General features: G+C 48.6%; 13 protein-coding genes, 1 other RNA gene, 1 pseudogene and 1 other annotated feature (1 of these 16 only partly in view). Of the genes and pseudogenes, 13 read left to right on the top strand and 2 right to left on the bottom strand.

All coding sequences use genetic code 11. The features are described from left to right. Nucleotides 1-74, top strand: a binding site (T-box leader) (it extends 149 nt beyond the left edge of the window). 127 nt (nucleotides 75-201) lie between these two features. From hisS to OF158_RS10575, 5 genes are all read left to right on the top strand, one after another. After that, a complete protein-coding gene (hisS, locus tag OF158_RS10595) occupies nucleotides 202-1,485 on the top strand; it encodes a histidine--tRNA ligase (protein WP_026683586.1) in 1,284 nt (427 codons plus the stop codon). Next, nucleotides 1,482-3,254 (top strand): aspartate--tRNA ligase, encoded by a 1,773-nt coding sequence (gene aspS, locus OF158_RS10590; RefSeq protein ID WP_014097901.1) that lies wholly within the window; start codon nucleotides 1,482-1,484, stop codon nucleotides 3,252-3,254. The genes hisS and aspS overlap by 4 nt, the downstream gene beginning before the upstream one ends. A gap of 163 nt (nucleotides 3,255-3,417) precedes the next feature. Continuing rightward, a non-coding RNA gene (ssrS, locus tag OF158_RS10585) (6S RNA) lies at nucleotides 3,418-3,602 on the top strand. Between the two features lie 106 nt (nucleotides 3,603-3,708). Further along, the gene (locus OF158_RS10580) at nucleotides 3,709-4,644 is read left to right on the top strand and encodes a bile acid:sodium symporter family protein (protein ID WP_043052560.1); all 936 of its coding nucleotides are present in this window, start codon (nucleotides 3,709-3,711) and stop codon (nucleotides 4,642-4,644) included. A 73-nt stretch (nucleotides 4,645-4,717) separates the two neighbouring features. Further along, nucleotides 4,718-5,485 (top strand): tRNA threonylcarbamoyladenosine dehydratase, encoded by a 768-nt coding sequence (locus OF158_RS10575; RefSeq protein ID WP_035184528.1) that lies wholly within the window; start codon nucleotides 4,718-4,720, stop codon nucleotides 5,483-5,485. A 32-nt stretch (nucleotides 5,486-5,517) separates the two neighbouring features. Here the strand turns inward: OF158_RS10575 and OF158_RS10570 are convergent, their stop codons facing one another. Then, entirely contained in the window at nucleotides 5,518-6,795 is a 1,278-nt protein-coding gene (locus tag OF158_RS10570) for a replication-associated recombination protein A (RefSeq protein WP_035184529.1), read from the bottom strand. A gap of 267 nt (nucleotides 6,796-7,062) precedes the next feature. Between OF158_RS10570 and OF158_RS10565 the strand changes: the two genes are divergently transcribed. The 8 genes from OF158_RS10565 to OF158_RS10535 all read left to right on the top strand — a co-directional run bounded on the left by OF158_RS10565 (nucleotide 7,063) and on the right by OF158_RS10535 (nucleotide 15,981). Continuing rightward, entirely contained in the window at nucleotides 7,063-7,806 is a 744-nt protein-coding gene (locus OF158_RS10565) for an SDR family NAD(P)-dependent oxidoreductase (protein ID WP_014097906.1), read from the top strand. A gap of 820 nt (nucleotides 7,807-8,626) precedes the next feature. Continuing rightward, complete coding sequence (locus OF158_RS17630) at nucleotides 8,627-8,788, top strand: matrixin family metalloprotease (protein ID WP_225620989.1); 162 nt, start codon at nucleotides 8,627-8,629, stop codon at nucleotides 8,786-8,788. A gap of 30 nt (nucleotides 8,789-8,818) precedes the next feature. Then, entirely contained in the window at nucleotides 8,819-9,487 is a 669-nt protein-coding gene (locus tag OF158_RS10560) for a hypothetical protein (RefSeq protein WP_035184530.1), read from the top strand. A 313-nt stretch (nucleotides 9,488-9,800) separates the two neighbouring features. Further along, complete coding sequence (locus tag OF158_RS10555; protein ID WP_014097908.1) at nucleotides 9,801-10,220, top strand: cysteine metabolism transcriptional regulator CymR; 420 nt, start codon at nucleotides 9,801-9,803, stop codon at nucleotides 10,218-10,220. Nucleotides 10,221-10,236: 16 nt separating this feature from the next. Further along, the gene (locus OF158_RS10550) at nucleotides 10,237-11,382 is read left to right on the top strand and encodes a cysteine desulfurase family protein (protein WP_035184531.1); all 1,146 of its coding nucleotides are present in this window, start codon (nucleotides 10,237-10,239) and stop codon (nucleotides 11,380-11,382) included. Between the two features lie 15 nt (nucleotides 11,383-11,397). Beyond that, nucleotides 11,398-12,513 carry a tRNA 2-thiouridine(34) synthase MnmA gene (mnmA, locus tag OF158_RS10545; RefSeq protein ID WP_014097910.1) on the top strand — a complete coding sequence of 372 codons (1,116 nt, stop codon included), beginning with the start codon at nucleotides 11,398-11,400 and terminating at the stop codon, nucleotides 12,511-12,513. 365 nt (nucleotides 12,514-12,878) lie between these two features. Then, the gene (locus tag OF158_RS10540) at nucleotides 12,879-13,547 is read left to right on the top strand and encodes a tetratricopeptide repeat protein (protein ID WP_014097911.1); all 669 of its coding nucleotides are present in this window, start codon (nucleotides 12,879-12,881) and stop codon (nucleotides 13,545-13,547) included. Nucleotides 13,548-13,557: 10 nt separating this feature from the next. After that, nucleotides 13,558-15,981 (top strand): SF1B family DNA helicase RecD2, encoded by a 2,424-nt coding sequence (locus OF158_RS10535; protein WP_035184532.1) that lies wholly within the window; start codon nucleotides 13,558-13,560, stop codon nucleotides 15,979-15,981. Between the two features lie 166 nt (nucleotides 15,982-16,147). On the opposite strand, the pseudogene OF158_RS10530 reads toward OF158_RS10535, so the two are convergent. After that, a pseudogene (locus OF158_RS10530) lies at nucleotides 16,148-16,492 on the bottom strand (Glu/Leu/Phe/Val dehydrogenase dimerization domain-containing protein); the annotation flags it as partial. Nucleotides 16,493-16,498 lie beyond the last annotated feature (6 nt).

Raw genomic sequence — 16,498 nt, 5'->3', positions numbered from 1 at the left:
GGCGTTAACTGTAAAAGTGGAAGCAGACGCTTCAATTAGGGTGGCACCACGGGAATTCAACTCTCGTCCCTTGTTTATAAGACAAGGGACCGGGGGTTTTTTATTTTACATAAACATTGACTGGGAAGGAGGATACTCGTTTTCATATTAGAATGAAGAGGGAAACCCATCATTTTTTAGCAATAGAAGGAGGAGTACAGCATGACCGTTCAAATTCCGCGCGGCACGCAGGACATCCTGCCCGGCGAGGTGGAAAAATGGAATTATATTGAGAACACCGCAAAAAAAATATGTGAAAACTATCAGTACCGGGAAATCCGGACACCGATTTTCGAATATACCGAGCTTTTCCAAAAAGGGGTCGGGGACACGACGGATATTGTCCAAAAAGAGATGTACACATTCGATGACAGGGGCGGGCGCAGCCTGACACTGCGGCCGGAGGGAACAGCGCCGGTCGTCCGTTCCTTTATCGGGCATAAAATGTTCGGAAACGCGGTTCAGCCGGTCAAACTGTATTATAACGGCCCGATGTTCCGTTATGAACGGCCGCAAGCAGGGCGCTTCCGTCAGTTTGTCCAGTTCGGCGTTGAAGCGCTCGGAAGCGAAGACCCGGCCATCGATGCCGAAGTCATTGCGCTCGCAATGGATATTTACAAACAGCTTGGTTTAAAAAATGTCAAACTTGTGATCAACAGCCTCGGCGATAAAGAAAGCCGGCTCAGGCACCGGGAAGCGCTTATTGATCATTTCAAACCGCATATCGGGGAGTTTTGCGCGGACTGCCAAAAACGCCTTGAACAAAATCCGCTGCGTATTCTTGACTGCAAAAAAGATCATGACCATCCGCTCATGAAAACAGCGCCATCCATTTTGGATTATTTAAATGATGCATCAAAAGCTTATTTTGATAAAGTTTTGCAGTTTCTTGGCACGCTCGGCATCCCTTATGAAATCGACCCCGGGCTTGTGCGCGGCCTTGATTACTATGTGCATACTTGTTTTGAAATTATGAGCAATGCGGAGGGATTCGGCGCGATCACCACCCTTTGCGGCGGCGGGCGTTACAACGGCCTTGTTGAGGAAATGGGCGGGCCGGAAACGCCGGGGATCGGGTTTGCCTTAAGCATTGAACGGCTGCTTGCGGCACTGGACGCGGAAGGCATCGAACTTCCTGTTGGCCACAGGACGGACTGCTATGTGGTCGCGATCGGCGAGGAGACGAAACCGGCTGCTTTTAAATTGCTCCAGGCATTAAGAAGTGCCGGATTCTCAGCTGACCAGGATTATTTGGGACGCAAAGTGAAGGCACAGTTTAAAGCGGCGGACCGGGTGAAAGCCGCATTTGTTGCGGTCATCGGCGAAGAGGAGCTGCGGGCCGGGAAAGCAAGCGTCAGAAATATGGCGACAGGCGAACAAAAAGAACTGCCGCTTGAAGGGTTTATTACAGCTTTTAAAGATATGGCAAACAGGGGGGAAGCATGATGGAAGGACGTTCTTACTATTGCGGTGATGTGACGGAACAACAGATTGGCGAAAAAGTGGTGCTGAAAGGATGGGTGCAGAGAAGGCGCGACTTGGGCGGCCTCATTTTCATCGATTTGCGCGACCGTGCCGGTATCGTCCAAATTGTATTTAATACGGCGGTCTCTGAAGAAGCTTTTAAACTTGCGGAAAAAGTCCGGAACGAGTATGTGCTCGAAGTAGAGGGGAAAGTCATCGCCCGTTCCGAAAATACGGTAAATCCGAACTTAAAAACGGGCAAAATTGAAATTCAGGCCGACCGCCTTGCGATCATCAACAATGCAAAAACCCCGCCGTTTATGATTGAAAACGAGACGGGCGTGGCGGAAGATGTGCGCCTGAAATACCGTTACCTCGACTTGCGGCGCCCGGTCATGTTTGAAACGATGAAAATGCGCCATGCGATTACAAAATCAATTAGAGGCTTTCTCGATGAAGAAGGGTTTATCGATGTTGAAACCCCGGTTTTGACAAAAAGCACCCCGGAAGGCGCCCGCGATTATCTCGTGCCGAGCCGGGTGCATCCTGGCGAATTTTACGCCTTGCCGCAGTCGCCGCAATTGTTTAAGCAGCTTTTGATGATCTCCGGTTTTGACCGCTATTACCAGATTGCTCGCTGTTTCCGTGATGAAGACTTGCGTGCAGACAGGCAGCCGGAATTTACGCAAATTGATATTGAAACGAGTTTCATGAGCCAGGAAGACATTTTGACCATGACAGAAAAAATGATCAAACGGCTGATGAAAGAAGTGAAAAACATCGATATCGAAACGCCGCTGCCGAGGCTGACCTACGAGGAAGCCGTGAACCGGTACGGATCGGATAAACCGGACACCCGCTTTGGCATGGAACTGGTGGACGTCTCCGAAATCGTCCAAAACGCCGGTTTTAAAGTGTTCGCATCTGCCGTTACCTCGGGCGGGCAAGTAAAAGCGATCAATGCAAAGGGCGCGGCAAGCAAATATTCGAGAAAAGACATCGACGCGCTCGGCGAATTTGCCGCACGTTACGGCGCGAAAGGCCTTGCCTGGCTGAAAGCGGAAAACGAAGGGTTAAAGGGCCCGATCGCAAAATTTTTTACAGAAGCGGAACAATCGCAATTAGCGGCTGCTACAAATGCAGAAACGGGCGATTTGCTGTTGTTTGTGGCGGATAAAAAATCAGTCGTCGCCGATGCGCTCGGGGCGCTAAGAAACAAGCTCGGCAAAGAACTCGGCCTGATTGACGAGTCGAAATTCAACTTCCTGTGGGTGACGGACTGGCCGCTTTTGGAATATGACGAAGATGCAGGGCGTTATACGGCGGCACATCATCCGTTCACGATGCCGTTTGAAGAAGATATTGAGAAGCTGGAAACCGACCCGGCAAGCGTAAAGGCGCAGGCCTATGATATTGTATTGAACGGGTATGAACTCGGCGGCGGATCGCTCCGGATTTATAAACGGGATGTCCAGGAAAAAATGTTTAAGGCGCTCGGCTTTTCAAAAGAGCAGGCACAGTCCCAGTTCGGCTTTTTGCTTGATGCGTTTGATTATGGCACGCCGCCGCACGGGGGCATCGCACTCGGCCTTGACCGGATTGTCATGCTCCTTGCCGGCCGCAGCAACTTGCGCGACACGATTGCATTTCCGAAGACAGCCAGCGCCAGCTGCCTGCTGACGAATGCACCGGGCGCGGTCAGCGAGGCGCAGCTGGATGAGCTGCAATTGAAATTAAAAGCAAAAAAATGAGATCAAAACCCGGAAAAAGGCGGCGTAAAATTTTTCCAGCCGCTTCACGAAGAAACGCGTCCGCTGCCGCTATCCCGTAAGAACGGGAAAAATGCGGACCGCCTGCGAGCCTTTTTTCGTTTGAAAACGGGTGAAAAAAATGCTATGATATAAACAAGTTGAATGAGTCCTGGGGTGTTCGTATATGTTCCTATCGTTTTGACCGAACACTTCATTATCGGGGGCCCGGAGTCACCAGACGGCGTGCATGCCCTTTGCGGGGACGCATAAAGCCTGGTGCAGGGCACCCACCTGCTCGAGAGCGGGATCAAAACAGAGGATTGCAAGAACGGCACGTCCGGGGCTCATTCCACTCCTTTCCCTCTTTAGAAAAAGAGGGTTTTTATTTTTTGGAAAAGAAGGAATTTTTGTGTGTTTTTCGTTTTTTGATCGCGCAAACCGTTTCCTTGGCAAAATGATGCCGGTTTTTATCCCGGGAAGCTTGATCATCGGGATGGTACTCGGGCACCGGTTGACGGGCCTTTTATTTTTAGTGCCGTGGCTGTTTGCTTTTATGACTTTTACAGGGAGCATCGGCTCAACCTTTAAGCAGCTCGGTGCGGTTGTCCGCCATCCGTTCCCGGTTTTGCTTGCTCTAGGGGTGTTGCACCTTTTTATGCCCTTGTTTGCGTACGGAACGGGGCATTTACTCTTTCCCGGGCACCCGCTGACAACAACCGGGTTTTTGCTTTCGGCCGCCATTCCGACAGGTGTGACAAGCTTTGTATGGGTCATGATGCAAAAAGGGAATATCCCGCTTGTTTTAACGGTCATTTTGATAGATACCCTGCTTTCGCCGGTTGTTGTGCCGCTTACTTTGCTCTTGTTTGTCGGTAAGAATGTACATATTGAGGTTTGGCCGCTCATGCAAGATCTTTTTACGATGATCGTCATCCCGTCTTTGCTCGGCATCCTGTTCAGCCAGTTTACACAGCTCGAAACCCAGCGGAAGGCTGCTTCAGTGCTTTCTCCGTTTTCCAAAATCGGCATGTTTCTTGTCGTCATGATCAACGGCGGGGTCGTATCGCCGTACCTCAGGGGAATGGATGCCCATGTGCTGTTTATTATCCTGACTGTGCTGTTCATTTCGGCTTGCGGCTATTTATTAAGCTGGCTGATCGGCGCTTTGTTCCATCTTGACCGCGGCATGATCGTGACCTTAACATACAGCGGCGGCATGCGCAATATCAGTGCCGGATCTGTCATCGCAGTCACCTTTTTCCCGGCCCAGGTTGTGCTGCCGGTCATCTCCGGCATGCTTTTTCAGCAGGTGCTGGCCTCTTTTTTCGGAACATTGCTTTCAAGCGTATACAGGGATAAAAAAACGGAAAAGCCGGCGGCAAGCAGCTGAACATAAAGGTTTGCTTTCCGGGCCGTTTTTGGATAATCTAGGGAAGAAATGAGTATGTTTGGAGATGAGAAAATTGCTGCATCAGTTTTCACGGAATGAATTGGCAATCGGGCAGGAAGGGCTGCAAAAGCTGAAAAACAGCACCGTTGCTATTCTCGGTGTCGGCGGCGTGGGCTCGTTTGCGGTTGAAGCTTTGGCTCGGTCGGCAATCGGAAGGTTAATCCTTGTTGACAAAGATGATGTTGACATTACAAATATTAACCGCCAGATTCCGGCGCTGCTTTCCACCGTTGGGCAGGCGAAAGCCGATTTGATGAAAAAACGGATTGCCGATATCAATCCGGATTGTGACGTGATTTCTTTAAAAATGTTCTATACGGAAGAAACGGCTGAACAGTTTTTCTCTTATAAGCCGGACTATGTGGTGGATGCAAGTGATACGATTATTTACAAAGTGCATGTAATGAAAGAATGCCTGAAACGGAAGATCAAAATGATATCCAGCATGGGGGTGGCCAATAAAATGGACCCGACACGCCTCCGCATCGCAGACATTTCCGAAACGCACACCGATCCGATTGCCCGCGTTGTGCGCCTGAAGCTGCGCAAAGAAGGCATCAAAAAAGGCATTCCGGTCGTGTTTTCCGACGAAAGCCCGATCGTCATCCGCGAAGATGTCCGCAAAGTGGTCGGAAATGATGAAGCCGAAATCCGTAAAGCACAAATGCCACCTTCATCCAATGCGTTTGTTCCGTCAACCGCAGGGCTGTTTATGGCGAGTTTCGTTGTCCGTGACATTTTGAAAGACATCCCGGTAAAAAGGGTAAAAGATGAACATTGAAAAAAAGAAAGCATCTGGGATGCTTTCTTTTTTTACGGCTTATGGTTCCGCTCAATTTTTTCATAGACTTGAGCAAGTGCCTGCTCAAATTTGCCCGTTTTTTTCGGATCATAATAATGGGTAAATTTTAGGGTGTCCGGAAGATATTGCTGTTTGACCCAGCCGTTTTCAAAGTCATGCGGGTATTTGTAACCGATGCCCCGTCCCAGCTGTTTTGCGCTTTTATAATGGGCGTCTTTCAGATGGGCGGGCACTTCGCCGCTTTTTCCGGCACGGATATCGGAAAGGGCGGCATCAATTGCCATGATCGCGGAATTCGATTTCGGCGACAGGCATAATTCGATGACCGCAGCTGCAAGCGGGATGCGCGCTTCCGGAAACCCGAGCCTTTCTGCCGCTTCGATGGCGGCAAGGGTGCGCGCGCCGGCCTGCGGGCTTGCAAGGCCGATGTCTTCGTAAGCAATCACAAGGAGTCTGCGCGCAATGCTCGGCAAGTCCCCGGCTTCGATCAGCCGGCCCAAATAATGGAGGGCGGCATTGGCATCGCTGCCGCGAATCGATTTTTGAAAAGCGCTCAGCACATCGTAGTGCGTGTCGCCGTCCTTATCATGGGCAAGGCTTTTTTTCTGCAGGCATTCTTCGGCAATGGAAAGCGTAATGTGGATCACGCCGTCATCATCAGGTTCGCTTGAAATCACGGCCAGTTCTAGCGCATTTAACGCGCTGCGCACATCGCCGTTCGATCCTTGCGCAAAATGGTTGAAAGCTGCTTCCTCTATTTTCACTTTGTATTTGCCAAGGCCCCTGTCCGTATCATCAAGGGCACGGGTAAGCGCTGTCTTGATCTCATCAAGCGATAAAGGGAAAAGCTCAAAAATCTGGCAGCGGCTCCGGATCGCCGGGTTAATGGCATGGTACGGGTTGCTCGTTGTGGCCCCGATCAGGACGATCATGCCGGACTCAAGATATGGCAACAAAAAATCCTGTTTTGCTTTGTCGAGCCGGTGGACTTCATCGAGAAGCAAAATGACTTTTCCACTCATTTTTGCTTCGGCGGCGACAATCTCCATATCTTTTTTATTGTTCGTCACGGCATTTAACGTACGGAATGCATATTTGGTGCTTCCCGCAATCGCGCTGGCAATCGACGTTTTCCCAACGCCCGGCGGCCCGTACAAAATCATGGAAGAAAGCTGGCGCGCTTTGACCATCCGGTATATGATTTTATTTTTGCCAACGAGATGCTCCTGTCCGATCACTTCATCAATCGTGCGCGGCCGCATCCGGTAGGCAAGCGGTTCGTCTTTCATTTTAATCGCTCCAAACCTATTTTCGTATCCTTATCTTAACAGATTTCACGGACATGCGGGAAGCAATCAGGTTTTTCGGGCGTAGGTTTAAAGGGAATAGCATTGATGGGGGCTTTTTGTATTTTTCAGTTTTCCCGGCCGTGCATTGTTGCTTTTTTGATATAATGATTGTAGACTAGGAAAATGGGCGCCATAAACGGCTGCGGAAAAAAATGAAATCCGGCCGTGCGTGGTTTTTGTATGATTTGACATAGGAAGGTGAACGCGGTGAGACTGAAAAATAAAGTTGCGGTCATTACAGGCGGCGCTTCCGGAATCGGGGAAGCGACGGCCTGGCTTTTTGCGAACGAGGGTGCGAAAGTCGTCATTGGGGATGTGGCGGAATCCAAGATGGAAATTGCCGACAAAATCAAAGAAACCGGTGGGGAAGCGCTTTTTGTTCATTGTGATGTTTCCGATTATTACAGTGTCAGGCATTTAATGGAGAAGGCGACGGATACTTACGGGAAGCTTGACATTCTGGTTGCGTGTGCCGGGATTCCGGAAAAGCACGGGCCTGTTCATGAACTCGACCAGGACTACTGGCAAAAAGTATTGGACATTAACTTAACCGGTGTCATGCTTTCCAATAAATATGCGATCCCGTACATGCTGAAAAACGGAAAAGGCGCGATTGTCAACATGGGTTCTTTTATGGCCCACGTCGGGATTACCAACAGTGCGGCTTATTCCGCCGCCAAAGCTGCGGTTGTGAATTTGACGCGGGCGGAAGCTGTTACGTATGCCAAACAGGGCATTCGCGTCAACAGCGTTTCTCCGGGTACAACAGAATCGCCGGCACTGAAATATTTCACAAAAGAACAAATTCAGGAAACCATTGACCACAATCCGATGAAAAGACTTGGCAAGCCGGAAGAAGTGGCGAAAGCCGTCTTGTTCCTTGTAAGCGATGACGCATCGTTTATTACCGGCACGGACCTCCATGTGGACGGGGGTTATACGGCACAGTAAAAAACACCATCCGGGGAAAACCGGATGGTGTTTTTCGAATGAAGCCGGATTTTTGAAAGACGGGCCCCCTTCGAAACGTCTTTATCCATACCAATTGTCGCCTGCCAGTATTCATCTCCCGCCTGCTCGGTGGCAGATATACGAAAAACCGATAAACAGGACCTGCCAGCAGATGGGGAAGATAAAAAAGGCGTCCTTTCTTCATATAGAGCCCGTCTACGTGAAGGAAGCAAGCAAAAACGAGGTCCTTCCTTAACATAGGGCGCGTCTATGTTAAGGAAGTGCAGAAAAAAGGCGTCCTTCCTTCATCTAGAGCTTGTCTACGTTAAGGAAGCGCAAAAAAAGGAGGTCTTCCTTAACATAGAACACGTCTACGTTAAGGAAGCAAGCAAAAACGAGGCTCTTCCTTAACATAGGGTGCGTCTATGTTAAGGAAGCACGGAAAAAATGCGACCTTTCTTTATATAGAGGGCGTCTACGTTAAGGAAGCGCAGAAAAAAGAAGGCCTTTCTTCACCTAGAGGCCGTCTATGTTAAGAAAGCAAGCAAAAACGAAGGTCTTCCTTCACATAGCAGCAACAGTAAAATTATAGAGTTGGTGGCTAGTTCATTCAGGAGGGCATCTAGACTGGGATGGGTCTTCCACTTCCTCATCTTATTTCAAAAAGGGAGTAAATACATGGAATGATTATAAAAGTGGTGTGATTAGACACGATTCTGCTTCTGTTATACAAGATGTGGCTATTTCAGATTACAAGGAGAACTCTTCCACCTGTGCTTACACTTCTTCAGATGGAGCAATTCGTTTCAACAAGACGGTAATGTCTGATCTGAGCTCTAAAGAAAGACAATATGTCGCGACCCATGAACTTGGACATGCTTTAGGCTTGAAACATCATACGAGCAGTGACATGATGTATAAATACGAAATAGCCAGAATAACATTAAACGCTAATGAAAGCGCATTACACTTCGTCGGCTAAAAGAACCTAAAATCAAAGGAGTGATTCAGAATGAGTTTTTCACAGAAAAAAACATTGCTTCCATTGGTGGTCGTTCTGGTATTGATTGCTGCAATGGCGATAGGGGCTTGCTCTCATCATGCTGCAACCAATAAAACGAGCAAACATCCTAAAAAAGTGCAGATGGACGGTACTTTTTCAATTAATAGGGATCATCCTGAAGAAACTGTCGGGGACGCCGATTATGTATTTTTAGCACGCGTTGAGGAGAAAACAGGTACGGCATATAAAAATACAACACAAATTGAAACAGAAGAGGGTACGAAGGAAATTTCCACACCCTATACCAATTACAAAATAACAGTATTGGAAAATATGAAAGGTGAACTAGAGACTGACAAACCGATTCCTCTTCAAAAAGCTGGCGGCATTTCGAAAGATGGGAGTTCAATCGTAACATTTGATGATGATGTGCTTCCTGAAGTTGGCCAATCTTATGTATTTTTAGCATATGCACAAGATGATGGTTCTTTACTTGTTTCAGGCCCCAACTCAAATACAGAGGTTTCAGGAATTGACGATACGGACACAAGTGACATAATCGAATCCTCTTCTGTTAATCATTCTTCCGTCATGAAAACGTATAAAAATGCATTGAAGCACCAAATAAAGTCAGATAGAAAACGAAGTGTTTCCAAATATGACAAAACCAAAGATTAAAAGATGATTTTATTATGGAACTTGCGAAAAAAACGCAAAAATTCGCCTTAATTGAACATAGCAAGACACCCTCTATAGCCTCTTATGAATTAAAGGGGGCTTTTTCCTGTTTTCAATGATGTTTTTCAAGTTAAAGCAGCATTCACACGCCGCTCTTGTTTCGCATTATGCCGATAAATATGCTATAATATGTTAAGTTTGGGACCAGTCTGTTCGTTCATTTATATGAATGGGCTTATTTTTTTACGCGCTCATCTGCCGTTTTTGGCTTAACAATTTTTTTTCGGGAATAATCGGAAAGAGGTGGAATGAAATGAAAATCTCAACGAAGGGCCGCTATGGGCTGACCATTATGATTGAACTGGCAAAGCGGTACGGCATGGGGCCGACTTCCCTGAAATCCATTGCCCAGAGCCAGAATTTGTCTGAACATTATCTGGAGCAGCTGATTTCTCCGCTCCGTAATGCCGGGTTTGTCAAAAGCATCCGCGGCGCTTACGGCGGCTATGTTTTAACGCGAAAACCTTCGCAAATCACAGCCGGTGATGTGATCCGTGTGCTGGAGGGACCGATTACACCGGTAGAGGGCATTGAAGACGAAGAACCGGTGAAACGCCAGCTCTGGATCCGGATCCGGGACGCGGTCAAGGACGTTCTTGACAGCACAACCATTGAAGATCTGGCCAAATACCGGGAAGATACAGAACCGGATGCCTACATGTATTATATCTAATTAAGAGGTGCGAAAAGTGGAAAAAATTTATTTGGACCATGCGGCCACTTCCCCTGTTCTTCCGCAAGTTGCAGAAAAAATGATGCAAGTGCTTACCGGCCATTTCGGGAATCCGTCGAGCATTCATGCATTCGGCAGGGAAGCGCGCCGCATTTTGGACGAAGCGCGCCAGGTGATTGCAGACAGCATCGGCGCACAGTTTAATGAAATCATTTTTACAAGCGGCGGAACCGAAGCGGATAATTACGCGATTCTCGGTACGGCAGAAGCAGCCGCTGAAAAGGGAAAACATATTATTTCCACGGCAATCGAACATCATGCCGTTTTGCATCCGCTGGAATACCTGGAAACAAAAGGGTATGACGTCACGTATTTGCAGCCGGATGAAACAGGGCTGATTAAGGCGGAAGACGTGCAAAAAGCGCTCCGAGATGATACCATTCTTGTCAGCGTGATGTATGGAAATAATGAAGTCGGAACGATCCAGCCAATCGCCGAAATCGGTGAGCTGCTGAAAAACCATCCGGCCGTTTTTCATACGGACGCCGTCCAGGCTTACGGAAATGAGAAGATCGACGTAAATGCCCTGAACGTGGACATGCTTTCCGTTTCGGCCCATAAAATCGGCGGGCCAAAAGGGATCGGATTTTTATACGTTCGGAACGGAACAAAATTGAAAAACCGCAACTTCGGCGGCGCCCAGGAATTAAAACGCCGCCCCGGGACGGAAAATACGGCGTCCATTGCCGGTTTTGCCGAGGCCGTCAAATGGGCGCAGCAGGCGCTTGTGGATAAACCAAAGCAATACAGCGCTTTTAAACAAAGATTTATGGAAATTTTAAAGCAGGAAAAGGTGGAATTTCAGCTGAACGGCAACGCGGAGGCGGCCCTTCCGCATGTGCTCAACTTAAGTTTTCCGAAAACGGATGTGGAATCGATGCTTGTCAATCTGGATCTTGCCGGGATTGCGGCCTCGAGCGGTTCTGCCTGCACAGCCGGGTCGATTGAGCCTTCCCATGTCCTTGTTGCCATGTTCGGGCGCGATTCGGAACGGCTCCGTACCTCCATCCGTTTCAGTTTCGGGATTGCCAATACGATGGAGCAAGTGGAAGCAGCCGCCCGTAAAACGGCAGAAATCGTCCGCAAGTTCCAGCAACAATAGAAAAGAGGAGGCATTATGCAAAAAGCACCAAAAGATACAAGAGTGGTTGTTGGCATGTCGGGCGGCGTTGATTCTTCTGTTGCCGCCTATTTGCTTAAACAGCAGGGCTATGATGTGATCGGCATTTTTATGAAAAACTGGGATGATACCGATGAAAACGGCGTCTGTACGGCAACGGAAGACTACAATGATGTCATCCGCGTCTGCAACCAGATCGGCATTCCGTACTATGCCGTTAATTTTGAAAAACAGTATTGGGATAAAGTGTTCACCTATTTTCTGGATGAGTACCGCGCGGGAAGGACGCCGAACCCGGATGTAATGTGCAACAAGGAAATCAAGTTCAAGGCTTTTCTTGAACATGCTTTAAACCTCGGCGCCGATTATCTTGCGACCGGCCATTACGCACGCGTGACTCACCAGGACGGCGAATATAAAATGCTGCGGGGCGTGGATGGAAATAAAGACCAGACGTATTTTCTCAACCAGCTCGGGCAGTACCAGCTTTCGCGCGTGATGTTCCCGATCGGGGATCTGGAAAAACCGCGCGTCCGCGAAATTGCGAAAGAAGCCGGGCTTGCCACGGCAAATAAAAAAGACTCGACCGGCATCTGCTTTATCGGCGAACGCAATTTCAAAGAATTTTTAAGCCATTATCTGCCTGCGCAAAAAGGGCTGATGAAAACGCTCGACGGTAAAGTGATGGGCGAACACGAAGGTTTGATGTACTATACGATCGGCCAGCGCCACGGCCTTGGGATCGGCGGTTCCGGCGAGCCATGGTTTGCTGTCGGCAAAGACCTGAAAGAAAATGTTCTTTATGTGGAACAGGGATTCCACCATCCGGCCCTCTACTCCGACTATATGACCGGCGTGAAAGCAAACTGGGTATCGGGCAAAAAGCCGCCTGAAGTATTCCGGTGCACCGCGAAGTTCCGCTACCGCCAGCCGGATCAGAAAGTAACGGTCCAGCTGCTTGGTAATGATGAAGTCAAAGTCATTTACGACGAACCGGTTCGTGCCGTCACCCCCGGCCAGGCTGTTGTTTTTTACAACGGTGAAGAATGCCTTGGCGGTGCCACGATCGATAAAATTTATAAAAACGAAGAACAGCTCATGTACGTCGGCTGATCTTACAGGAGCCATGCACACAATTGTGGGCATGGCTCTATTTATGGACAAAACAGTGAAATGTTGACCAGGGGAAACGTGATCGCCGGAAACAAGGAAACGGGGAAGCTCGCCATGATCGCAGTACAGGTTTTTTCATGAAACAGGAAAGGGCAGTACTCCTTCACACAGCGTGAAAAGACCCGCTCCATTTGCATACAGCTGTAAAAATCACCTCATCTTTCACACAGCCTGCGAAGACGATGATCTGGACCGGGTGGGGGAAGTGCAAAAGCATGCCCTCACAAAATGTCGGGGTTCGTTTAAAAAGTGAAGCGATTCATTTTATGTTATAATACTCGTATCATTAATCAGGAGTGTACGAAATGAACAAGCATGAACGCGGTATGAAAGCCTTGCAGAAAAAAAAATATGATGAAGCGCTGAAATGGTTTAATGAAGTGATCGAAGACAATCCGGACGATCCGGTCGGCTATATCCATTTCGGCGATGTGCTGCTTGCTGCAGGCGAGCGGGAAAAGGCGCAGAATTTTTACCGGAAAGCGCTGGCATTGAAAGAACTTCCCACCCCCTTTTACAGCCTTGGCACAATCCAATACGAAGAGGGGCATTATGAAGCGGCTGCCGGCTGTTTTGAAAAAGCAATCCAGCTCGGGCTCAAGGACAAAGATACGTATTTTATGCTCGGCATGTGTTTTATGATGCTCGGCAATCCGCGCTTTGCCATGCCGTATTTGCAAAGGAGCGTTGAACTGGATGAAGGGGATACGGAAGCGAGATTTCAGTACGCGCTCTCCCTTATCAAATCCAATTTCGCGGACGAAGCGCTGAAACAATTTCAAAAAGTGCTGGAACAGGACCCAAAACATACGGATGCTTTATACAATACAGGCGCGATTTATATGCAGTTCCTTGGCGACCTGGAGAAAGCGGCCGGCTACTTCAAAAAAGCGGTGGAGATTCAGCCGGGCCATCTGCTTTCGGGATACGGCTTGAAAATGGTTGAAAAACTGAAAGACATTGAAACGCTGTAAGGTGATGAAATTGGAAAAACAGCATGCGATGGATTTATTCCAGGACGAGGAAAATTTTATAAAAGGAAAGCATCTCGCGACCATCTTCCATAACGAGCAAAATTTGTATTCCGTCATCCGTGTGCGGGTGGAAGAGACCAATACCGGGCTGGAAGATAAGGAAACGGTGATTACCGGCTATTTTCCGCGCATCCATGAACAGGAAACGTACACCTTTTTTGGAAAAATGCAGGAACACCCGAAATTCGGCCCCCAGTTCCAGGCAAATCGCTTCCAAAAAGACATCCCCAATACAAAGCAGGGCGTTATTGAGTATCTTTCCAGTGATTTATTTAACGGCATCGGCAAAAAAACGGCGGAGCGGATCGTTGGCGTGCTCGGTGAAAATGCGATCAGCAAAATATTGGAAAATCCCGCCGCCCTTGACGAAGTACCGAAACTGGCACCGGAAAAAGCGCAGCTGATCCGTGATACGTTAGTTGAACATCAGGGGCTTGAACGTGTTATGATCGGGCTTGCGCAATACGGTTTCGGGCCGCAGATTGCGATGCGCATTTACCAGGTTTACGAGGATGAGGCGCTCGAAAAAATTGCGCAAAATCCATACCAGCTCGTTGATGATATTAAAGGCATCGGTTTCGGGCGGGCCGATGAACTCGGCCGGCAGCTCGGCATCAGCGGGACGCATCCGCACCGCATCCAGGCCGGCTGCTGTTACATGCTGGAAATGGAAAGCATGCAGCACGGTCATGTGTACGTCCTGAAAGAAGAACTTGCACAGGATGTCAAAGCCCTTTTGGAAGAATACCAGCATGTTGAAATCCCGATGGACTTGATTGAAAATGAGCTGGTGAAACTTCAGGAAGAGAGCAAAGTCATCATGGAAGAAGACAAAGTCTATCTTCCGTCCCTCTATTTTTCGGAAAAAGGAATCGTTTCCAATATTGAGCGGATTATGTCGCAAACCGAGTATGCGGAACAGTTCCCGGAATCTGAATTCCTGCTTGCTTTAGGCAGTCTTGAGGAACGGATCGGGGTCGAGTATGCCCCGTCGCAAAAGGAAGCCATCCAAAAAGCGCTGATGAGTCCGATGATGATTTTAACGGGCGGGCCCGGCACAGGGAAAACAACGGTCATTAAAGGGATTGTGGAACTGTACGGTGAATTGCACGGCGTCTCGCTTGACCCGCAAACCTATAAAAAAGATGAGGTATTTCCGATTGTTCTCGCGGCGCCGACAGGGAGGGCCGCGAAAAGAATGGCGGAGTCAACTGGTCTGCCGGCGATGACGATCCACCGCCTGCTCGGCATGACCGGCATGGAGGACCTGGACGATTCAGAGGAACGGCAAGTAGAAGGCAAGCTTGTCATCATTGATGAAATGTCGATGGTCGATACATGGCTTGCGAACCAGCTGTTAAAGGCGCTGCCGGATGAAATCCAAGTCATCATGGTTGGGGATGAAGACCAGCTGCCGTCCGTCGGTCCAGGCCAGGTGCTGAAAGATTTATTGAAATCGAACGCCATCCCGGTTGTTAGGCTGACAGACATATACAGGCAGAAAGATGGTTCTTCGATTATTGAACTGGCCCACCATGTTAAAAATGGCCGTATTCCGGAAAATATTTTTCAAATGCAGGCAGACCGTTCGTTTATCCGCTGTTCTTCCGGGCAGGTGGCGGAAGCGGTGGAAAAAGTGGTGAAAAGCGCGAAACGGAAAGGCTATACGGCAAAAGACATTCAGGTGCTGGCGCCGATGTACAGGGGGCCGGCCGGCATTGACCGTCTGAACAGCCTGTTGCAAAATATTTTTAATCCGAATGAGAACGGGGCCCGCAAAGAGCTGAAGCACGGGGACGCGGTTTACCGGATCGGCGATAAGGTACTGCAGCTTGTCAACCAGCCGGAACACGGGGTGTATAACGGCGATATCGGCGAGATTGTCTCGCTTTTTACCGCAAAAGAAAATACGGAAAAACAAGATATGCTCATCGTTTCTTTTGATGGGATTGAAGTGACGTATACGAAGCCAGATTTCAATCAGATTACGCTTGCGTATTGCTGTTCGATCCATAAATCGCAAGGAAGCGAGTTTCCGGTCGTAATTTTGCCGGTTGTCCGCAGCTATTACCGGATGCTGCGCCGAAACTTGCTGTATACGGCGATTACAAGGAGCAAAAAAATTTTAATTCTGCTTGGCGAAGAACCGGCTTTCCGGATGGGTGTGGAAAGGGAAGATGACCAAAAGCGGAAGACGACACTGTGTGAAAAACTGGTTGAAGCATTAAAAACGGCACAAAAAGAGGCAGGGACGGAGACAGCCCTGTCCTTAACAGAAGAAAATTGGGACCGGGTCGACCCGATGATTGGCATGGCGGGCATTACCCCGTACACGTACGCAGAAGAAGGACAGACTGCGTCCCAACCGGATTAAGCAACCAAAAAGCAGCGGCAGGCCCCGCTGCTTTTTGGTTTGGCTCAAGGATCAAGTTTTCTGGCAGGTTGGACCTGGCTGATTTGGACACTTTTATCCCCGGCGTTTTTAAACTTAAAGATGGATATGGCCGTTAATAGGGCTAAAACGATGACACAGGCAATCATAAGGAGTCAACAAACTGACCAAAAGCTCTGAACATGGCGGGGGTTTTATCCTTTGACGGGTTGCCGATCAACACTGCTTTTCCTCCGCCAAAATCGACATCCGCCGCTGCACATTTATAGGTCATCCCTTTCGATAACTGCAACACATCTTCCAACGCTTCATCCAGCGTCCGGTACGGCTGCATGCGGCAGCCCCCCAATGCCGGCCCGAGTGTCGTATTATGGATTGCGATAATGGCTTTCAAACCTGTTGCAGGATCATTACAAAAAACAATTTGTTCATGTTCCTGCATTTTATCGAGCAATGTTTCCGTTGTTTGCATATACGGTTTGATCACATTCATTTCAGA

Origin of the sequence: Weizmannia sp. WK01, from assembly GCF_025905465.1 — a bacterium.
Lineage (GTDB): Bacteria > Bacillota > Bacilli > Bacillales > Bacillaceae_C > Weizmannia > Weizmannia faecalis.
Note: the sequence above shows the minus strand (reverse complement) of the source record. Positions and strands in the feature narration are given on the sequence as shown.